Origin of the sequence: Tolypothrix sp. FACHB-123 (assembly GCF_014697075.1) — a bacterium.
Classification (GTDB): Bacteria; Cyanobacteriota; Cyanobacteriia; order Cyanobacteriales; family Nostocaceae; genus Aulosira.
The window spans coordinates 37939-59034 of sequence record NZ_JACJRE010000028.1 but is presented as its reverse complement, the minus strand read 5'-3'; the positions used below and the strand labels follow the sequence as shown (position 1 = coordinate 59034).

At 39.2% G+C, this 21096-nt stretch carries 17 protein-coding genes; 4 read left to right on the top strand and 13 right to left on the bottom strand.

The genetic code is table 11. The features are described 5' to 3' along the window. Nucleotides 1-6 precede the first annotated feature (6 nt). The 5 genes from H6G41_RS18865 to H6G41_RS18845 all read right to left on the bottom strand — a co-directional run bounded on the left by H6G41_RS18865 (nucleotide 7) and on the right by H6G41_RS18845 (nucleotide 4811). On the bottom strand, nucleotides 7-894 hold the full coding sequence (locus H6G41_RS18865; RefSeq protein ID WP_190747715.1) for a phosphate/phosphite/phosphonate ABC transporter substrate-binding protein: 888 nt from the start codon (nucleotides 892-894) through the stop codon (nucleotides 7-9). A 361-nt stretch (nucleotides 895-1255) separates the two neighbouring features. Further along, the gene (locus H6G41_RS18860) at nucleotides 1256-1582 is read right to left on the bottom strand and encodes a DUF6464 family protein (protein WP_190747714.1); all 327 of its coding nucleotides are present in this window, start codon (nucleotides 1580-1582) and stop codon (nucleotides 1256-1258) included. 287 nt (nucleotides 1583-1869) lie between these two features. Next, a complete protein-coding gene (locus tag H6G41_RS18855) occupies nucleotides 1870-2310 on the bottom strand; it encodes a hypothetical protein (RefSeq protein ID WP_190747713.1) in 441 nt (146 codons plus the stop codon). 394 nt (nucleotides 2311-2704) lie between these two features. After that, nucleotides 2705-3247 carry a hypothetical protein gene (locus H6G41_RS18850; RefSeq protein WP_190747712.1) on the bottom strand — a complete coding sequence of 181 codons (543 nt, stop codon included), beginning with the start codon at nucleotides 3245-3247 and terminating at the stop codon, nucleotides 2705-2707. Nucleotides 3248-3461: 214 nt separating this feature from the next. Then, nucleotides 3462-4811 (bottom strand): OB-fold nucleic acid binding domain-containing protein, encoded by a 1350-nt coding sequence (locus tag H6G41_RS18845; protein WP_190747711.1) that lies wholly within the window; start codon nucleotides 4809-4811, stop codon nucleotides 3462-3464. Between the two features lie 204 nt (nucleotides 4812-5015). Here H6G41_RS18845 and gatA point away from each other — a divergent pair, with 204 nt between their 5' ends. From gatA to H6G41_RS18825, 4 genes are all read left to right on the top strand, one after another. Continuing rightward, entirely contained in the window at nucleotides 5016-6476 is a 1461-nt protein-coding gene (gatA, locus tag H6G41_RS18840) for an Asp-tRNA(Asn)/Glu-tRNA(Gln) amidotransferase subunit GatA (RefSeq protein ID WP_190747710.1), read from the top strand. 308 nt (nucleotides 6477-6784) lie between these two features. Further along, nucleotides 6785-7678 carry an alpha/beta hydrolase gene (locus H6G41_RS18835; protein ID WP_190747709.1) on the top strand — a complete coding sequence of 298 codons (894 nt, stop codon included), beginning with the start codon at nucleotides 6785-6787 and terminating at the stop codon, nucleotides 7676-7678. A gap of 300 nt (nucleotides 7679-7978) precedes the next feature. Further along, a complete protein-coding gene (locus H6G41_RS18830; RefSeq protein ID WP_242037973.1) occupies nucleotides 7979-9061 on the top strand; it encodes a RodZ family helix-turn-helix domain-containing protein in 1083 nt (360 codons plus the stop codon). A gap of 469 nt (nucleotides 9062-9530) precedes the next feature. Continuing rightward, nucleotides 9531-10190, top strand: coding sequence for a PEP-CTERM sorting domain-containing protein (locus H6G41_RS18825; RefSeq protein WP_190747707.1), 660 nt, complete (start codon nucleotides 9531-9533; stop codon nucleotides 10188-10190). A gap of 83 nt (nucleotides 10191-10273) precedes the next feature. Here H6G41_RS18825 and H6G41_RS18820 read toward each other — a convergent pair whose 3' ends face one another. The 8 genes from H6G41_RS18820 to alaS all read right to left on the bottom strand — a co-directional run bounded on the left by H6G41_RS18820 (nucleotide 10274) and on the right by alaS (nucleotide 21006). Then, on the bottom strand, nucleotides 10274-10531 hold the full coding sequence (locus H6G41_RS18820) for a hypothetical protein (protein WP_190747706.1): 258 nt from the start codon (nucleotides 10529-10531) through the stop codon (nucleotides 10274-10276). Nucleotides 10532-10757: 226 nt separating this feature from the next. Then, on the bottom strand, nucleotides 10758-12110 hold the full coding sequence (gene mgtE, locus H6G41_RS18815; RefSeq protein WP_190747705.1) for a magnesium transporter: 1353 nt from the start codon (nucleotides 12108-12110) through the stop codon (nucleotides 10758-10760). A gap of 786 nt (nucleotides 12111-12896) precedes the next feature. Then, nucleotides 12897-16010 carry a CHAT domain-containing protein gene (locus tag H6G41_RS18810; RefSeq protein ID WP_190747704.1) on the bottom strand — a complete coding sequence of 1038 codons (3114 nt, stop codon included), beginning with the start codon at nucleotides 16008-16010 and terminating at the stop codon, nucleotides 12897-12899. Between the two features lie 101 nt (nucleotides 16011-16111). Beyond that, complete coding sequence (locus H6G41_RS18805; RefSeq protein WP_190747703.1) at nucleotides 16112-16495, bottom strand: type II toxin-antitoxin system VapC family toxin; 384 nt, start codon at nucleotides 16493-16495, stop codon at nucleotides 16112-16114. Next, a complete protein-coding gene (locus H6G41_RS18800) occupies nucleotides 16492-16707 on the bottom strand; it encodes a prevent-host-death protein (protein ID WP_190747702.1) in 216 nt (71 codons plus the stop codon). The genes H6G41_RS18805 and H6G41_RS18800 overlap by 4 nt, the downstream gene beginning before the upstream one ends. Before the next feature lie 7 nt (nucleotides 16708-16714). Continuing rightward, nucleotides 16715-17080, bottom strand: a complete 366-nt coding sequence (locus H6G41_RS18795; protein ID WP_190747701.1) for a hypothetical protein — start codon at nucleotides 17078-17080, stop codon at nucleotides 16715-16717. Between the two features lie 4 nt (nucleotides 17081-17084). Next, the gene (locus tag H6G41_RS18790; protein ID WP_190747700.1) at nucleotides 17085-18206 is read right to left on the bottom strand and encodes a hypothetical protein; all 1122 of its coding nucleotides are present in this window, start codon (nucleotides 18204-18206) and stop codon (nucleotides 17085-17087) included. A 136-nt stretch (nucleotides 18207-18342) separates the two neighbouring features. Next, the gene (alaS, locus tag H6G41_RS18785) at nucleotides 18343-21006 is read right to left on the bottom strand and encodes an alanine--tRNA ligase (RefSeq protein WP_190747699.1); all 2664 of its coding nucleotides are present in this window, start codon (nucleotides 21004-21006) and stop codon (nucleotides 18343-18345) included. Nucleotides 21007-21096 lie beyond the last annotated feature (90 nt).

Genomic DNA, 21096 nt, shown 5'->3' with positions numbered 1-21096 from the left:
TTTCTCTTATAAAAAAGTTCCTTGACCAATTTTTTGATAAACTTCACGAATCATATTGTAATCAGCATCATCGGCTGGAGTAAATTTACCTCCTTTGTATTTTTGATTAGCTTTACTAGTCAAGATACTTTGAAGTAGTTTTTCCTGATTATCAAGCATACGTTGGCGTATATCTACTATAAAATTAGGTGATAATTGGTTTTTAACAACAAACACATCACTAGGAAGTAGTGGGCCTGTAAAAATTATTGAAAAATCTTTTTCTAATAAGCCTTCTTTTTCTAAGATATTTTTGTATCTGTCAGATGCAGTGGCCCAAGCATCCACCTGACCTTTTTTTAAAGCTTGCGCTCCTTGATCATCTAACATGACGATTTTCACATCAGTTTTTGGATTTAATCCGGCATCCATTAGCAGCTTAGTAGGGGCGAGATGACCAGAAGTTGAGCCAATTTTTCGCATAGCAATTGTTTTGCCTTTTAATTGACTTAGTGATTTAATTTTGCTATTTGCCCGGACAACAAAGATAGAATGGTAGTTAATGCGCTGAATAGCAATTATCGGAATAGCTTTAGCTCTAGAGTTTAAAATTAAATATTCTGATGGCCCTGCAAATACAATATCTACTAGTCCTGATAATAAAGCTGGTGCAGCCGCTGTAGGATTTTCCACAGGAAAAAATTCAATTTTTATATTTAATATCTCTTCTAAAGTATTGCGAAACTCTCCAAAATCACTTTGTAAATTTTCTAGTCCATTTATATCTGTGACAGCAAATTTTAATTTTGTAGGATAATTTTGAACTGATTTTTGCTGATTATCAGCATTATTAACTTCTGCTGTACATCCAAAAGCAAATAATAGCGAATACCATAAAAAATTACGCCTCTTCATATCATTAACAATAGTCGGATAATTTTTTGTTACTATTTATTTCTGTATACTAGTAACTTATTTTGTTAGCGACTACTGTATATCTACCGATATTAAATTATTAAAACTATAGGTTATTGTTGAGCAAAAAAAAATCTAGACAAATTAATTTTTAGGATTTAAAATCCTTAGTAGCCTTTCTTAAAAGGTTAAAAAAAGGTTATCTTTAAGCAATACATTAGCTCAAAAAATTATTATTAATTGTCGCTATTATTTGGTTATTTAATGTTAATTAATCACAAAAATATTGCTATTGTTTTTAAAATTATTGGAGATTGGATGAGCTAGGCTAGGTAGAAAAAGTTTATAAATTTAAACATTTTCAAGTCCTCTGTTCGCTTCCAGCCAATTCCTTTGGTTCGTAGTGACGACATCCCTGACACGGCCCGTCGGGATTGACAGCACAGCGAATATAGCCGGATCTAGCATTGAATTTACAGCTGATGTCACCTACTAGGTAACCAACCCCTTCTAGATAATAGCGTTCGCCTTCAACTGGCCGGATATTTTGTCTCATCCGCATCCCGGAAACATTCATGGCTGCTTGTCTCATCCTTAAACGTGTCCGCAAATGAGTTTTGCGGATAACCCACAAGGAGAACAGGGATGGTAAGAAACCAATGGCGATTACCAAAAGAGTCCTTAACATTTTTTCCGTACCTCTTTATCTGCTGATTAATTGTTCCTGATGTTGCACTACGATGATTGTTCTCAGTGCAGCTATTAGGCGAGTTTCGCCTTTGCGCTTTGACAGTAAAGTTTCTGCCAACTACAAAGGCTTGTGGTAATAGAGACTGTGAGCAAGAATTCTATTACCACTTTAAATCAGCATAACTTTTAGAGTTTATAGGTTGGGCTGTAGTTGGGGTTTCCTATCTTTAAGATTTGTGGATCGTCAGTTGTCTGTTGTCTGTTTTGAGTAATCGTCCCCTCTCTTCAGTGCGATCGCTCTTCTTTACTTTTGCTATGCTGACGTAGTTGCTGTGCTAGCTGTGCTGCTTGTCTTTCGGCTTGGAAGATATCTACTTTTTGCATTGTCAAGATAAATGACTCGTCTGGCTTTTGGATTACCCAAGGAACGCTAACTGGTAAATACTGACAAATGCTTTTGTATGGCTTTCCTTTTTCTTGCAGTTTGCTGGCTATTGTCTTGAACTCTAAAATCATTGCTTCCAACTGTGCAGCCATTTGATTGATGCGTTGTGCTTGCACTAGTAAACAATCCCAATCATTGTCTCTATCATTGTCTGGCAATTGCAATGGCGTAATGGCTTTACCAAAGCTTTTGACTAACGCAGTGGATGTATTTTTTAGTGGTGACAATGATGAAATTTCGCTTAAATAAGGTTTTGTGCAGTTGTCTGTGATTTTTTTCATACTTGTTCTGATTATGGCTAACTGGCGTTGAAGGCATTTTAGCAGCTTTTGGTACATTTGTACTAAATTTTTGCTGAGAATGCGGGTTCAGTAATATAGCTGGCTGGAAAATAAAGTTTTAGATCCGGTCTAAGTTGTATAAGCTCGAAGTCATAGGCTGATAAATGTAACAAATTTGACTTATTAAGCAGATTTACGATATTTACGTTTAAATTTCAGTGTTGCTTCAGGCAGAGTATTAGAAATTACCAATTTCTGTTAGTCGTATTAGAGGCTGATTTAGACAAAAAGATTAATTTATACAAGTAAAAAAATAATTAGAATACTTCGTTAATAGACAAAGATATTTTTATTAGAATGTTTGTACTTGGAAGTAATAATTAATCATCCCTAATTAATCACGAATTATTTGATAATTTCTGCGCCATTTTTCCAGATGTTCAATAGTGACTGATTTAGTGACTACGTTGACACCATTACCCCGCCAATCCACTTCTGGATCTGTCGTAAAAACTCCACATTCTAATTGCTCACTGCGGATATGCCAATATTCGCTAAATCTGCTTTTTAAGGTAATAACTTGTTCAAAAACCTTATTTCTATGTTTATTCCTTCTTTTTCTTTCTGTAGCTCCTGTTGCTTCTGTATCAATAAATTTAGTTTCAATCAACAATAGATTACCCCGATTTGTCAGGTAAACGAAATCACATTTACCTAAATCTGTATAATCTGCAATTGGTGACTTTTCAAATAACAGTAATTCAGTGCATGAAGGAAACAAAGTTTTGATATTTAAAAATAAATAGGCTTGCAATAGCAGCTCTTTGTCATAGGGAAAGACAATCACTCCTTCAAAAAATTTTTTGATATCCTCATATGTTTGGGGTTGAACTCTTTTACAATATGAGACAAATTTATGTAGATCATTGACGATCATCAAATCCTAGCTCCTTCCCCTGACTATTGCCTAAATGGCATAGCATCAAAAGATACCATTTAAACTGGGGAGTATCATCCGCATAAGTAACCAAAAAACAGACTACAGAGCCTTTTGTCTCCGGCTATATACTGTTGACGTAGTAGTAAATGTTATGTCAAGCTCATTCAGCAAATATCAGTAATGATGCAAATGATCTAACATTTTTTCTACCTTAACTACCTGTTAGTGGCTTAATATGTGCTGGGAATCTAGCATTTTGTAGAGCGATAACCGTGCTGAGAGAATCTTGTACCCAAAATTGGCGACCAAATCGCACAAGTTGGCGGGAATTTCCATCTTTAACTATGCCAATCACGGGTATTTTAGCTTTTTCTTTGTCTCCCGATTGTTCTTTCAACACACTTCGTAAGCGATCGCGTTCTTCAATGTTGACTGCTTGGGAAGGAGTTAGTTCTACCATTACTAGTTTGACGGTATCAACCACTTCAGCATCTTCCACAATAAATTGCGTTTGTTCGTCTCGGCGGTCTACTTTTCCCCAAATAATTAATCTCGCATCAACTTGTAATAGCGAACTAATACGTTCATAATTTTTGGGAAAGACTATGGCTTCTGATTGAGCAGTTAAATCTTCAATTTGTAAAATAGCCATTGGATCGCCTTTTTTGGTGATCACTTTTTTCACACCATTGAGCATAATCACGGCGCAAACCAATGTATCATCCCTTTGTTCACCAAGCTGGGAAAGATTAATTGGCGCTAGCACTAGAGATGATTGCTTAATTGCTTTGAGGGGATGATCGGACACATAAAAACCCAAAATTTCCTTTTCCATCCGTAATTTTTCCTGGGGAGGGTAATCGGAAACAGCTTGAGCTTTCGGTGCAATTTCAAAAGCATTATTCGCTTTTTTCTCATTAGCAGCCGAGAAACCCCCTAATAAGTCAAAAATACTACCCTGACCGCTGGCTCGGTCTTTAGCGCGAGATTGTGCCCAATCATACACTAGTGGTAAGTCTTGAGTCAGTTGGTGACGGTTAGATTGAATTTTGTCGAAAGCACCGCAAGATATTAACGATTCCAAAGTCCGCTTGTTAACAGAACGTAAATCGATGCGATCGCAAAAATCCCCCAAAGATTTAAACTCGCCACCTTCCTCTCTGGCTTCTAAAATAGATGCGATCGCATTTTGTCCCACATTCCGAACTGCTGAAAATCCAAACAATATTTTATTGCCTGCTGGTGTAAAATCTACCCCAGAGCGATTAATATCTGGCGGCTCGATTTGAATATTCATACTCATACAGGTGGCGATATATTTTTGCACCTTGTCGGTGTCGCCACTGTTAGCCGTCAATAAAGCGGCCATGTATTCTAAAGGAAAATTAGCTTTTAAATATGCTGTTTGATAAGTTACATACCCATAAGCAGTGGAATGGGATTTATTAAAACAATTAGAAGCGATGAAACCATTTTTGATGGCAAAATTATGGTCTTGTTCTACTCCAATATCGTAGACATTTTTTGTACCCAATGATTTACGTGTAACTATTTTGACCATATGATTAATATTTTCAGTAAATTTATGAAATGCTGTAAAGAGCGATCGCGATTGTCAGCTAGGTAATGACAATAATATAAAATCTATTGCAAAGTGTAGGGGCTAGAGGCTAGGGAAGACAAATAACCAATGCCCAATGCCCAATGCCCAATTCCCAATCATAATGTACTAAAATCAATGACTTGAGACATAAAGGAAGCAATCATGGCATTCATCCGCGAGTTGCACGAACAATTAATTAAAAAAGAACGTTCTGCTGTTGAAATTACCCAAGAAGCTTTAGACCGTATCCAAGCTTTAGAACCGAAATTGCACAGTTTCTTGTGTGTAACTGCACAACAGGCGTTAGACCAGGCTCGTGCGGTGGATGCAAAAATCGCGGCTGGTGAGGAAATTGGACTGTTAGCAGGGATTCCTATCGGGATTAAAGACAATCTTTGTACTAAAGGCATTACCACCACCTGCGCTTCCCGGATTTTAGAAAATTTTGTGCCGCCTTATGAATCAACGGTAACGCAAAAACTGGCTGATGCTGGGGCGGTGATGGTGGGTAAAACCAACTTGGATGAGTTTGCTATGGGTAGTTCCACAGAAAACTCAGCTTACCAAGTGACGGCGAATCCTTGGGATTTATCGCGGGTTCCTGGCGGTTCTTCTGGCGGTTCGGCTGCTGCGGTGGCGGCTGATGAATGCGTTGTCGCTCTGGGTTCGGATACTGGGGGTTCAATTCGTCAACCAGCTTCGTTTTGTGGTGTAGTTGGCTTGAAACCTACTTATGGCTTGGTTTCGCGTTATGGTTTGGTGGCTTACGCTTCTTCTTTGGATCAAATCGGGCCGTTTGGGCGGACAGTAGAAGATGCGGCTATATTATTAAGTGCGATCGCGGGTTACGATCCTAAAGACTCCACTAGCTTAAAAGTGGAAATTCCCGATTATGCTGCTAGCTTAAAACCAGACCTGAAAGCCAGAAAGAAAATCCGCATCGGTATCATCAAAGAAACCTTTGGTGAAGGCTTGGACTCGGTGGTAGAAAAAGCAGTTACTAAAGCCATCGAACAATTACAACATTTGGGTGCAGAAATTCATGTAGTTTCCTGCGCTAACTTCCGCTACGGATTACCTAGCTATTACATCATCGCCCCATCAGAAGCATCAGCTAACCTCGCTCGTTATGATGGTGTGAAGTATGGCTTAAGGGTTCCTGACGCTGATAATTTGCTGTCAATGTACACTCGTACTCGCGCCACAGGTTTTGGTTCTGAAGTTAAGCGGCGGATTATGATTGGTACTTATGCCCTGTCTGCTGGTTATTATGATGCTTACTATCTCAAGGCGCAAAAAGTCCGGACTTTAATTAAGCAAGACTTTGAAAAAGCTTTTGAACAAGTTGATGTGTTGGTTTGTCCGACTGCACCCACGACAGCATTTAAAGCCGGGGAAAAAACAACCGACCCCTTGAGCATGTACTTAACTGACTTGATGACGATTCCTGTCAACCTTGCAGGTTTACCAGGCTTAAGCGTACCTTGCGGATTTGATGAACAAGGCTTACCTATTGGCTTACAGCTAATTGGTAAAGTACTGCGGGAAGACCAACTCTTCCAAGTAGCTCACGCTTATGAGCAATCAACTACTTGGCACAATCGTCAACCAGAGATAGTTTAATGATGGGTATTGGGCATGGGGCATTGGGCATTGGGCATTGGGCATTGGGCATTGGGTATGGGGTAATAGTCATTTTTCTCTTCCCTTGTCCCCCTATGCTCCCTGCTTCCCCTAACCTGGAGTACTGCTGTCAACACTGTTTACTTAAATAGTAAAGTGTTGTAAATTATTGTATATAATAGTACTAATAATTCAAGCTCATTAAAGTTTTTCTGTTTGGGTTGATCCTAACTGGGCAATTACTAAGTTACCAGTTAGGAAATTTTTTTCATGTTTACAAATACAAGTAATTTTACCGAATTGGGTAAATGATAATAGACAAGCTGCACCTACCATTAAATTTTTTGTTCAAGGTGGTACTTTGTTTCGGGATGATTGCGGCGATCGCTTATTTTGGCCTATGTATATTTTTATTTCTTCAGCAAACTAGATTTATCTTCTTTCCTTCTAGTATCCTGGAAAATACGCCAGAATTGTTTAATGTTGCTTATGAAGAAGTTTGGTTACCTGTACCAGCGCGCTCAGGTAAAGTAGAACATATCCACGGTTGGTGGATTGCAGGTAAGCATCCCCATACCAACGTTTTGTTGTATTTACACGGTAACGGTATCAATATTGGTGCAAACCTTAACCATGCCTATCGATTGTATCAACTAGGGTTTTCTGTGTTGTTAATTGATTACCGGGGTTATGGTCGCAGTGGCGGTGCTTTCCCTAATGAAAATAAAGTATATCAGGATGCCGCTACAGCTTGGAATTATCTGGTACAGCATCTCAAGATTTCACCAAAAGACATTTTTATCTATGGTCATTCCTTGGGGGGTGCAATAGCTATTGACTTGGCTGTCAAACAGCCTGATGCAGCTGGACTGATTGTGGAAAGTTCTTTTACTTCTATTCGTGAGGTAATCACCCATAGGAACTTGTTCGGAATTTTCCCCGTCGATTTAATTCTGACCCAGCGATTTGAATCGGTTAAAAAAGTACCAAATTTAAGAGTGCCAGTTTTATTTATACATGGTACTGCCGATTCAACCGTGCCGTCTTTTATGAGCCAAGAATTATATGCGATCGCACCTGAACCCAAAAACTTGATTTTGCTTCCAGGTGGAGGACATAACAACGTTGCAGATTTAGCTGGCGTGCAATATCTGCAATGGGTGAATGATTTTGTGCAACAAGTTTATACACACTATAAATAACTTGAAAATGGGCATGAGGCATGGGGCATTGGGTATAGGAAAGACAGATTTTCATGTTTGGTTGTGAGATTTTTTCGTGAATGGCTGACTAATAAAAAACTCCATCCACAAGGGGTTGGGGTATTAGATCAAATCCTTTCAACAACTGACAACTGACAACTGACTTTTGACATGCGTTCGCGTAGCGTCTCGTAGAGAAGCGCAATAAAAATAATCCGGAACAGTTAGCAAATAAAAGAAGAAATTATACAGGTAGAACTACTATTTACTCCAGTACTGGAAAAGATTTAAATTATGGCTATGGCACCTGTATATTTAGTCACAATTCCTGGAAATACTCCTATTGAAATTTCTCAAGATGAATTGCGATCGCTCTTAGGACAAATTGAAGCAAAATTGCATCGCAGTAAGGTTTATCAAAATGCTATAGTCAGCTTACAGCAGATGCTAGGGTCATCCGCAGAACAAGCAAAAATTTTATTTAAAGCTGTCAGTAGAGAAGCTATTGGTTTAGCATTTCAGCAATTTGCAACACATCATCAACAAGTTACAAATATCAATCCGCAGACAGATGTTACTAGTATTTCTTTTGGTAACAAAATAGAAGAATCTAGTAATTCATCACCAGCTTTAACAAGTATAAAACCCCACGCCCAAGAATCTGTAAATCATCCAAGTGCGGGCAATTTATCATCAGCAGCAGATACATCTGTAGATTTAGCCACAAAACCAGAATCTAAATTTACAGCAACCCCCTGGAAGCGGTGGTTGAATCAAAATCAAAAAGTATCCCAGATTCAAGAAAATCAGCCAACTCTAGCGGAAGAATATGCAATTAAGTTGCGTCAAATAGGTCAACAATTTCAGCAAGCACGAGAATCTAAAGGATGGTCTTTAATTGAACTAAAAGAACATACCCATGTACCAATCCATCATATGGATGCGTTGGAAAGGGGGAATATAGATCTATTACCAGCAGATGTGTTTGTTCGTGGCTTTATTCGCGTAATTGGCAATGTTTTAGGGCTAAATGGTACAGATTTAGCAGCTTCTTTACCCAAACCAGAAATAGCAAAATCACAAGCAGCTTTACCTTCTTGGTGTCAGGCGCAAAAGGCGAGTGGTGGTTTGGGAATGGAAATCCGCCCAATGCATTTATATGTAGGTTACACCGCTTTTGTCGCTGGAGCAGTCGGAGGATTGTCTTTAGTATATCAACCAGTAAACTCACAGAAAACGCTGCATGTTGATGTAGATAGCAAACCAGCTTCATCTTTACCTCAGTCAACCCAGAACAAGGGAAACACAGCTAAACCAGGACTCAAATCTACAAATACCAGCGTGATTGTTGGGCCGAATATTTCTCCACCAGAAGCGCTTTAATTAGCTTTAATTAAACTAAAAGCGATCGCTTGTTTGTACTGTTGGTGCTTAAGCGATCGCATTTATACCGATTCAATATGAAGATGCATATATGAACGGTATTGTCCACTATATTAGTTTGATTTTTAGACATATCTGTAATATCAGATATGCAATATGGTTAATAATCGTTTTTATTATAAAAATATTGCGTATAAACACTACAATTTTTGCCTCTATAATCATTTTTTATGTCAATGAAAAAATAGTTATTTCCAAGTAAGAATACTGATTTTCATATTTATATTTTAAAAATTTTATGTAAATAAAACTTTTATAAAGACAAGGTAAAAATATTAGCTTTTTTATTGACTATGTTGTATTTAATTAATATTTTGACAGAAGAGAGTTTTTGAACAAAAGAATCCAGAATTTTTTTGGGTAAAACTAAGTATTTTCTAGTATGTCTTGAGAGAAAAGATATTTTTTTATGAAAAAAATATTGGCGACGGTAGTAAGTTCATCTATTCTAGCGGTGGGGATGTTGGCAGCTTCAGCACCAGCAAAGGCAGCTACTTTTGCTTGTTCTAGTGTTATTAGTGATAACGTCTCAAATACTTCTGGATGCCAAGTTAGCAACACTGCCAATCAAGATTTTCTCAATGGTAGTTCTTTGACAGTTAATAGTGAAAAATTCTTTGGGCTTAACGACTGGGTATTCGGTGGCAAAATCGGTGAAAATTCTGGTTATACAGGTACAAAATCAGGTCAATCTGGAAGTTGGAATATATCTAGCGTAGTTAAAAATTCATGGGAAGATGTGATGCTCATCTTCAAATCTGGTCAAGGGACTAACCTTGTCGGTTACATGGTTCAAGATGGAAAAACTTTTGGAACCTGGAATTCCCCATTTGAAAAAACTGTAACTACTATTGATAAAAAGGGGAAAGAGGTAATAAAGACAGAAATAAAGGATGTTTCTCATATTAGCGTTTACTACAGATTGGGAGCAAGTACAAAAACCCCCAAATATGTACCAGAACCCGGCACAATCCTAGGACTGATGGCTGTTGGTATGGGTGGACTGTTGACAAAGAAAAACAGCAAAAATTCCCCCAAAGAGCAGGCAACTGCAAAAGTAACAGTTTAATTTCAGGTAGTTGATAATTCTGAGATATTCTGAACAATAATAATTCCCGGTTTCTTTAAAGAAATCGGGAATTTTCTGATTGATTATGCTTTAGTTAGCCAGGACTCTAAGGCAGTTTTTGCTATTTTCGTCGTTACTAAAACAACGAACATGCCCAAAATACCTGTTTTGTAGAGATTCTTGTTTACATCATTCTTAATCTGAGGCTGATAGGTCTCAGATGTATGATAGTAACAATTTCGGTAGAGGGTGCATGTGGTAGCATCAGTAGTTTGAGCGATCGCCAAAGTGGCTATAGATGCGATTGAACCTGCGATAATCAAAGATACAAAGCGATTCATAACTGCTCATCTTAGAAACCTGATATTAGTGACTACACTTACACATCTAAGAATTTCGGAAATGATTGGAATGGGGCATTGGAAACAATTTTGGATTTTGGATTTTAGATTTTAGATTAAAATCCAAAATCGCAAATCTAAAATCTAAAATTTCTTGTCCTCCTTGTCCCCCTTGTCTCCCTTGTCTCCCTTGTCCTCCTTCCTAGCCCCTAGTCCCTAACCCATACTAAGTTGGTAAATGCAAGACATTTAAAGCCACAGAAATCAGTGAGAGGAAAGTTAGAAAGCCTATTGTATCTAGCATTGTTGTGACTAATGGCCCGCTGACTAAGGCAGGATCTAGCTTCAATTGTTTCAAACCCATTGGTAGTAAAGTGCCTAGAGTGACTGCCACAATTGTGTTTGTTGCCATTACTAATCCAGCAATTAAGGCTACCCATCGTTCTTGAGGTTGTGCCCAAATTAAGGAAAGCATAATCATGGTTAGGGCTAAAGCTATAGCTGTACCTACACCCGCAAGCAGTTCTTTACGAAGAATTTTCAGGGTGTCTTTGGCTGTAACTTCACCGACACCTAAACCTCGGATTGTTACTGTCAATGCTTGAATCCCAACAGTCCCACCAGTATTGGAAAAAATGGGCATAATGACGGCGAGAACTGGGACTGCTGCAATTACAGATTGAAAAGGTGCGATCGCACTAGCTGCACCAATATACAGAGCCATAATCCCTAAAAGCCAAGGTAGGCGATTGCGAATTGTCAGTAAAGGTGAAGATAAAGCCGCTTCATCACCACTGACACCCGCTAGTTTTTGAATATCTTCTGTAGCTTCTTCTTCTAAAATATCGACTACGTCATCAATGGTGATAATCCCCACTAATCGGTCTTCTCTGTCCACAACGGGGATAGCGATTAAGTCGTAGCGCTTCATGATTTGCGCCACTTCTTCTTGGGGGGTTTCGGTTCTGACTTTAATTACGCGATCGCTAGCTATATCTCTAATTAATACATCAGGAAAGGTAAATAATAATTGACGCAGTGAAACTACCCTTACCAAAGTGCGGTTGTCATCTGTGACATAAGCATAGTAAATCGTTTCTTTATCTTCATCCTGACGGCGAATTTTACTTAGCGCTTCACCGACAGTTAATCCTTCTCGCAACCGGACATATTCTGTGGTCATTACACGCCCAGCTGTCCCTTCTGGATAGCCGAGAATTGTTGCGGTTGCTTGTCTTTGTTCGGGACTTAATTCTTGTAATAATCGTTTAATTACTCCGGCTGGTAATTCATCAAATAATTCTGCCCTTTCATCAGGACTCATGGCCTCAACAATTTGTACTACTTGTACATCATGCAGAGAATTGATCAGTTCTTCTTGTACCTCTGTTGGTAGATATTCAAACACATCAATTGCTTGAGCTTTATTGAGCAAGCGAAAGGCGATCGCCCGCTGATTTGTAGGCAATTGTGTAATGTATTCACCAACATCAACAGGTTGTAAATGATTCAAATCCCATTTGAGTTGGTTTAAGTCAGCAACCCCAACAATAGAATTGCGCACATCTTGCATGAGCATAATACCTCCCTCCTAATGGTCTCCCCCGCGCTGGGAGACTTTCTCGCCAGCTCAGAGGAGGTTAATACTACCGTCTTGTGGACTCTGGTCCATAAACTTCAAAAATTCAATATGGATATCCAATCAGGCATCGCTAAGTCATAATACTATCCTGGAAAGGTGTGATCCGAATAGATGCAAAAACTCAGTATGTGGAATTTGTGGCATTCCACACCAGTAATAACTCACCGCCCTGATTCTTGGTTTATTTAGAGTAGATTTTACTACTGTCAGTGTCTGTGTCAAGCTAATAATTAAATTTACCAGTAAACTTTACACAGTTAAAATATTTACCACTTTGGTAGTAGTCTTGTGGTCAGAGACAAAATCAAGTATTGTGCTTTTATAAATAAAATTAAAACCCTAATTTTGACTTTACTGGCTTTGTCAGTGTCACCTTTTTAATCAAAGATGTAACTGCTAAGTCATAAAGCAATTATCAAGCTGTTAATGCAGGTAAAGGTTGGTCATTAGCATCAATTTGCTAATTGTATAGTGGTTTATTAATCACACTGGATTTAACTCTAATTTTGGTCAATTATCAGCTATTTCTGAATTTTTTGAGCTAAAAATCTCAGTGATAATATTGATAAGGGGTAGGGCACAATCATATCCTAATTATGGCTAAAATTTGCCCTAATTATCTCTATCTTTGGTTTGGTAAATAGGTATTGGGCATGGAAAATTCCTTGATTTTGAATTGTTTATTTCCCTTGCCTGTATACTGATGTAGTCGAAGTGTTGCCCTTAATTTGCTTCGCCAATCAAGGTGAATCCAGCCCAATTAACGGGGTTGGGGTATTTTTTCAGAGTATTCAGCATAGCGTTGCGCAATGCAACGGCTTTATCGGGATTTTGCTGCCATTTTTGATAAAATTCAGTCATTAATTCTGAGGTGGGTGAATCGGGAACCGACCATAAAGAGACAATTACACTGGTAGCACCAGCGGTAATTAATGAACGGGATAAACCAATAACGCCATCACCTGTAATTGCGCCTCTACCAGTGTCACAAGCACTCAAAACTACCAGTTCTGCATTGATGGGTAAATTGACAATTTCCGCAGGGGTGAGTAAACCGTCATCGTTAGCAGTTGGAGCAAGTGCGATCGCAGTTTTAATTCCCTTGCTAGGATCGTCGAGTAATCCATGCGTTGCTAAATGAATAATTCTTGCAGAAGATAACTTTTGTTTGAAAGCGGTTTTTGTGGCTTGTTCGCCAGTAATAGCTTGAGTTTTGAGTAAATTAGCAATTGTTATAGCTTCTACTTCTGCACCCGATAATGGTTGTAATTGCATCGGTGGAGTTCCTACTATTGGCATGGTAGGATTACCAATGACTAATACATCTTTACCTTTGACTTTTTGTCTTTGTTGACGAGTCAATTCTAAAACTTGAATTGCTGGTGCAGTTAAAATAGTATGTTTTTCAATTAAATATTTATCGTTTTTGGCTTGCAATGCGGGAAAGGGAACTAAAAAAAGCGATTGATGCGGAATGAAAATTACGCGATCATTGGGGTTATTGGGCAACAATGAAGCAATTGGGGCAATGAGTATTTGATATAATTCTTGTAAGTATTGTTTTTGCAAAGATTCATCATTAGGTTCAATTTTAATTCCTCTACCACCTGCACCGAGGGAGACACGGCTTTGATTGATAATATCTGTCAGAGGTTGATTGAGAGATTGCAAATTAACTGATTTAAAAGTGATTTCACCGTGAGGTTTAATTACCCAAATATATATTTCTGATGTCTCCGGTTTTTTTTTATCGTTATTTTGGGGAGAATTAACCAAAGAATATGAGACAATTGTCGCATTTTGGGCTTGAGCAATTTTTTTGATTTTCTCAATTGTCGGTAAATCCGCAGTTAATTGACGATTTTGTTTTTCGGAAATTCGTGAAGTTAATAAATTCACAAATGCTCTAGCGCGACTGCGTTCAGCAACTTCTAAAGCTTCGTTAACTTTGTTTTGTGTAATCAGAATTTTCTGTAATAAACTATAGGTTTGAGCTTGGGTTTCAAAAATGGAGATTTGACTTTTATCTGTGAGGTCTATACGCAGACTTTCATAAAGTTTAATCGCCTCATATAAAGCCTCTGTTGCTTCTGCTAGCTTACCTGCTGTGTAGCTAGTATTTGCAACTTGATTTAACATAATAGCTTCATCAAATTTCTGCTGCGCTTTTCTCGCAGATAAGGCCGCTTTTTTGTAAAATTTTATCGCTAAATCGTATTTTTTCTGATTTTCGTAAAAACCTCCTACTTTAAAATAGATGTATTGCTGAAACTGTGGATATTCTTGAGCTAATGCAATAGCTTTTTGATAGTATTCCCAAGCGCGATCGCTTTCTTTTAAATTGGCGTAAGCATCAGCAATTTCAGCCAGAGCATAGGCTACCATTTCCGGTTTTCCTAATGCTTGCGCTTCATTTAATTTCTTCAAGGCTGCTTCTAATTCTGGTGAAGTTTTATTTGCAGCAGTGAGACTTTTAATATTAGGAGAAGTTCCTGCGCAAGCTTGTTTTGCTTCTGCTGATTGACCTAAAGCTTTATAAGCAGCACACATGCGTACATAGCTAAATTTAATTGCTTGCTGGAGTTGTTGCTTGCTTAAATCCAGCAAAAACTTTTTCCCAGGCTCGGTGATTTGTTCAGTTTGCTTGAGGGTAGATTGTAAAATTACTAAAGCATCTTGATAATTTTGAATCGCTTTCTCATACTTACCTGTATCTGCATAAATATTAGCAATACTTGCTAAAAGTAATCCTTGTTCTTTGTCTTTTTCTAGATTCGCAAAAGGAGAATTAGCTGTAATTTGTTTGGCAATTTCCAATGCTTGTTGATAATATGTTAATGCTTGTTCTGGTTGACGCAAACTTTGATAAACTTCACCTAATTTAGATAAAGTATCGCGCAGCTTAATTGGTGATTTTTTATCTGTTTGGAAAATCTGCAAAGCTTGCTGGAGTGTGGCGACTGCTTCGTTATACTTACTCTTGGCATTGTACATATTACCAAGCCCCAAGAGTGCGTTTGCAAGTTGAGAGCGATCGCCTGTTTGTTTCCCTAGACTCACCGCTTGTTGATAAATCTCAATTGCTTTATTGAAAGCTTCATCAGGTGATTTTCCTTCACCTATACCTTTGTCAACCCCAAACAGATAATAATTCCTAGCCAAAGCGATGAGAATATCCGTTTCCTGCTTGCGCAGATTTAGCTGCTTCTGTGGAGAATCAGCAGATTGTTTGCGTAAAACTACCAAAGCTTGTGCTAAAAAATCAATAGCCTGAGTCAGATCGACAGTAGCGTAGACATAACCGAGATTTTCCAATGTATTGGTTTCTCGTTCGAGATCCTGAATTTGACGCGCGATCGCTAATGCTTGTTGATAATAGGCGATCGCTTGCGGCAAATCCCCCAAAGCTCTATAATTGCTACCGAGATTATTCAATGCTCTAGCTGCTAAATCGCGATCGCTGATAGCTTGGGCGATATCTAAAGCTTGTTGTTGATAGGTAATTGCTTGTTTGTAGTCGCCCAAATCATAGTAAACATTCCCTATCCCCTTGAGAGTTCTTCCTTCTCCCTGTCGGTTTTTGAGTTGACGATAAATTGTCAAAGCTTGCTCAAACACTGGTAAAGCTGCTTGAGATTGATTGCGATTGACTAAATCTTCACCTTGTTTGAGTAGTTTATCAGCTTCGATTTGGCGATCGCTGGAATTTTGCGCCAATACCGGCGATATTCTCAATGGCGCAATGAATGTTCCCAAGGGAAATGTCAGGTACAGCGCCAAAGACGCAACACTTAGACTTTGGAGACTAGAAGCGATTGGGCGATAACGACGACGCATAGCTACAATGCAGATTGTCTGCGAAGATTTACTGAGATATATATCTCATGTTTGAGAGCTTATGCAAAACTCAGCTATTTGCAGTGCGGGGAATGATGTTGTTAAATAAGAGCGATCGGATATTTAATAATTTCGCTATCCACTGTGGCAATTGTTAAGTTATGTTTTAAGGCTTGACAGATAAGCATTCTATCAAAAGGATCTTTATGTAATGGGGGTAGACTAACAAGTTGAGTAACACTACCTTCATCTAAATCGAGATTTGCAATTTGATGGCGATCGCGTTGTTTGGGAAGATAGATTTCTGGAGATTCTGGTAATGGTAGTTTTCCCAACTGATATTTGACAATGCACTCCCATATTGAAACAACACTAAGATATACCTTGTTATCTAGATCGCAAATTGCCTCTCTCACATCTGTTGATAGCTGAGGATCGCCACTAATAAACCATAAAAAAATATGAGTGTCTAGAAGAATTTTCATCCGCCCTCAAATGCACTCAAAATATCTTCAGGTAAAGGTGCATCAAAATCATCAGGTACAGAAAATTCTCCTGCACATAAACCAAATGGTCGCCTTGGTTTATTTCTCATTGAAATAGGAAGGTAAGAAGTTAACTTATTTGATGCAGAGTTTTCCCAACCAAGAATGTCTATTGTCTTATTAACTTCTTTAACAAGAACAGCTTTACGCATAAATTAATCAAACAAATTCAATTGCTTGGTTGAAATAAGCAATGAAGTCAAACGATAGTTCATCCTCGTTTTCTACACTTTGTTCACAATGCGGACAAATCCAAGGTAAATCAGGAAACCCTATCCCAAAAGGAATTGCACCCGCAGGGACTTCTGGCTCACAATTATGGTATATGAGAAGCTTCATTTCACATACTCCTTCTGCTTCAAGCTCTGCTAGAACTGCCAGAGCATGAGGGTATTCTATACCCAACAGTACAGCAAGTTCGTGCGGCATTAATGTAATCGATGCCGTCATAAAATGCTTGCTCAGTTTAGCCTTCTGATTCTCAGATAAGAATTCCAAATGACCCTTTTGGATGAAGCTAGCCATGACCTTAGCCTTGAAGTCTAAGTTCTTTTAGCAGAAAATTAAGAACACCCGTACTACCACCATAACACTTAACGTGCTGAAGAGCATCTTGAGTTGTAGAGTTAGCTTTGAGTCCAAAATAGCAGTGTGCTTTGATGAGACATTGTAATTTAATATTTTTTAACTTGTCTGTTTCTATTTCAGCCTCAGTTAATTCTCTGTTTAGTTCAAATTCATAAGATTTAGTACCCCAACCTTTAATCAGGGTAAATAAAATTGCATCTTCAGCATTGCTGATCTTTTTTGGATCGCCAGACAAACCAAGTACATTTAACACAGAATAAGCTAATTTTTGCGACAGAGCTTGTAATCCTCGAACATCAATTTCTTGAACTCCAGAACTATGAGCATTTATAAAAAGCCCTGAAGCTTCTGCTCTAATCCTTAAATGTTTCCATATATAACGAACACCATTGATTGATTTATGGAGATATTTATCCCACATATCATGCAGAATAATGTGATGGAGATTAGGATATGTCCACTTAGCTTGGCAATGATTAGCTAATTCATCAAAAAATCCAGGAATATGATTCCAAAACGGGAATTGAGTGCGTTGTTCTATACTTTCATCAACTGTTAAACTATAAGTAAATCCATTCCAGTAGAAAGCTGTATAATCTTTTCCTACTTCAGCAATTACAGACCAGCGAATATAACGTTCATCTAGCTGACCAGCAATCCCAGTTCCCCGACGAACACGATCAACTATTCTATAAGTTCTGATATACCATTTTTTATTAGGTTGATTCGGTTCCTGAATTGGCCCATACCAAGCGTCTTGACCAAATTCTTTTAATAATAATTCGGAAGAATACAGTTTTGGTGTGTGAGTGCAAGTACCTAATTTGAGACTCAACCATGTTCTTGGTTGTTTCACATAAGCAATTAATATTTCATCAGAAGTCAGCTTACCTTTTTCAAAGTTATCAGTTATGTGCAGTGCTAATTCAGCTTTTTGAACCCGACCTGAACCAGATGAAATAAGTCTGAGAGTTTCAACAGTAAACTCACTACTAGAGAGAAATTTTTCACAAAACTCTCTACCTGGGGCATACCCATTATCAACAAAAGCGTTAATACTCATAAACTATCGGGTTAGATGTAGATGTTGTTTTAATAAACTTGAAAGGATATTAAAACAAGAGCATACCAAAAAAGTATCTACGCTTAAGTGATTTATAGTAGGGCAGGCATCTTGCCTGCCCCACAAGAAAATACAATTAACTCAACGCAGATTTTAAATCACTCAGCGCTTGTGTTAAAGCCTCTGGTAACTTACTCGCATCTCTACCACCGGCTTGGGCTAAATTTGGTCTTCCACCACCGCCACCGCCGCAAATTTTGGCGACAGCACCGACAAATTTACCTGCTTGCAAACCTTTCTTGTTCACCTCTGCGCTAAAGGCTGCTACTATACTCACCTTCCCAGCTTCGGGAACTGAACCCAGCACTACCGCACCGTTACCTAGTTTTTGTAATAACCGTTCGGCTGCGGTTTTCAAGGATTCGGCATCGACATCATCTAATTGGGCAACGATGATTTTATAATCGCCTACAGATTCGGCTGTTTGCAGTAAGCTGTCAGATTTTGCGATCGCTAATTGTCCTTTCAATACATCCAGTTGTTTTTGGCTGGTTCGCAGTTCGTTTTGCAGAGTTGTGATTCTCTCTGGTAGTTCTTCGGGTTTAACTTTAAAGCGATCGCTTAAATCTTTAACCACTTTATCCCGCAAATTCAGGTAATCCAACACCGCCGGGCCGGAAACAGCTTCAATCCGCCGTACTCCTGAAGCTACACCAGCCTCAGAAATTACCTTGAAAACGCCAATCTCCGCAGTATTATTTACATGAGTTCCACCGCACAGTTCCATTGATACGCTAGGAAAGTCAATTACTCGCACTTCTTCGCCATATTTCTCACCAAACATGGCAACAGCACCTCTGGCTTTGGCTTCTGCTAAAGGTAATATTTCTATCTTTGCACTGTGGGCTTCCGCAATCCAAGTATTTACCTGTTCCTCAACTTGCTGGACTTCTTCTGCTGTCAACGCACGGGGACAGTTGAAGTCAAAGCGCAATCTATCAAAGGAAACTAAGGAACCTGCTTGAGATATACCTTCATCGACAATTTTCTTTAATGCTGCTTGTAACAGGTGAGTTGCTGTATGGTTAGCTTGCAAACGACGACGACAAGCGCGGTCGATTTGTGCAGTCACAGTATCTCCTACTCGGATTGTACCGCGTTCGATGCGTCCAAAATGCACAAAGAAATCAGATTCTTTTTTCACATCATCAATGCGAATCACCACGCCATCGCCAGTGATATAACCGCGATCGCCTATTTGTCCCCCAGATTCAGCATAAAATGGGGTCTGATTCAGGACAATTTGCACATCTGTGCCTGCTTCTGCTGCTTCTTGCGCCACACCACCCACTAGTAATACTTCCACTTTCGCCGTGGCTGCTGGCTGGGTATAGCCTAAAAATTCCGTAGCATGGATGTGTTCTGCAAGTTTATCCAAAGAACCCTGGACGGTTAAATCGATGGTTTCATGGGCTGCTTTGGCACGTTCCACCTGCTTTTGCATTTCCACATCAAACCCTGCTTCATCAACGGTGAGGTTGTTTTCCTCAGCGACTTCTTGGGTGAGTTCTAGGGGGAAACCGTAGGTATCATACAGGGTAAAAGCACTTTCACCACTAATTACTGTTTGCCCTTGCTGTTTTACCTGTTGAATAATTTCCTCCAGCAGTTTTTCGCCTCTGTCGAGAGTTCTTAAGAAATTGCTTTCTTCTCGTTGCAATTCTGCTTTAATTGCCGCTTCCCGTTGTCTAACATTAGGGTAAGCTGATTCTGCTAGAGCGATCGCAGTTTCTGCAACTTGGGTAATAAATTCACCACCAATCCCAATCAATCGCCCGTGACGCACCACCCGCCGAATTAAGCGCCGCAATATATAACCCCGTCCCACATTAGAAGCGCAAATTTCATCAGCGATCATGTGGACAACAGCACGCACATGATCCCCGATGACTTTCAGGGAGACTTTGGTGTTCTCATCGCTCTTATGGTAATCAATCCCTGCAATTTTAGCTGCTGTTTCGATAATTGGGAATATTAAATCAGTTTCGTAATTATTCGGTACTTTTTGCAGGATTTGTGCCATTCTTTCCAAACCCATGCCAGTATCGATATTCTTTTTTTGCAGGGGTGTTAAATTCCCTTCTGCATCCTGGTTGTATTGCATGAATACCAGGTTGTAGAACTCGATAAACCGGGAATCGTCTTCTAAATCAATGTTTTCATCACCCCGTTCTGGATGGAAATCGTAGTATATCTCAGAACAAGGGCCGCAAGGGCCAGTAGGGCCGGATGCCCAAAAGTTATCATCTGCACCCATGCGCTTGATTCGGGCTTCGGGAACGCCGATTTGATCGCGCCAAATGGCAAAAGCTTCGTCGTCTTCCTCAAACACGCTGACGACAAGGTTGTTGGGGGAAAAACCAAAAACTTGCGTAGAGATTTCCCAACCCCAAGCGATCGCTTGTTCTTTAAAATAATCACCAAAGCTGAAATTACCCAACATCTCAAAAAACGTATGGTGGCGTTTGGTGCGTCCAACATTTTCAATATCATTGGTGCGGATACACTTTTGCGATGTGGTAGCGCGATTAAATTCCGGCGTGCGTTGTCCTAAGAATATCGGTTTAAATGGTAGCATCCCCGCGATCGTCAGCAGCACCGTCGGGTCTTCAGGTACAAGAGAAGCACTTGGGAGCATCTGATGTCCTCGTTCAGCAAAGAAGTTCAGGAATAAGGTGCGAATTTCGTTACCGCTGTTAGCGAAGCGGGGCGCAGCCTGGTACTGGGGATTAGAAGACATGGGTTTTACAAAATTAATCTCAATAAAATTGGGAAGGCCGACAAAGGATCGTTTCTTCTTTACAGACAAAGTATGCCGTATTCACAATCC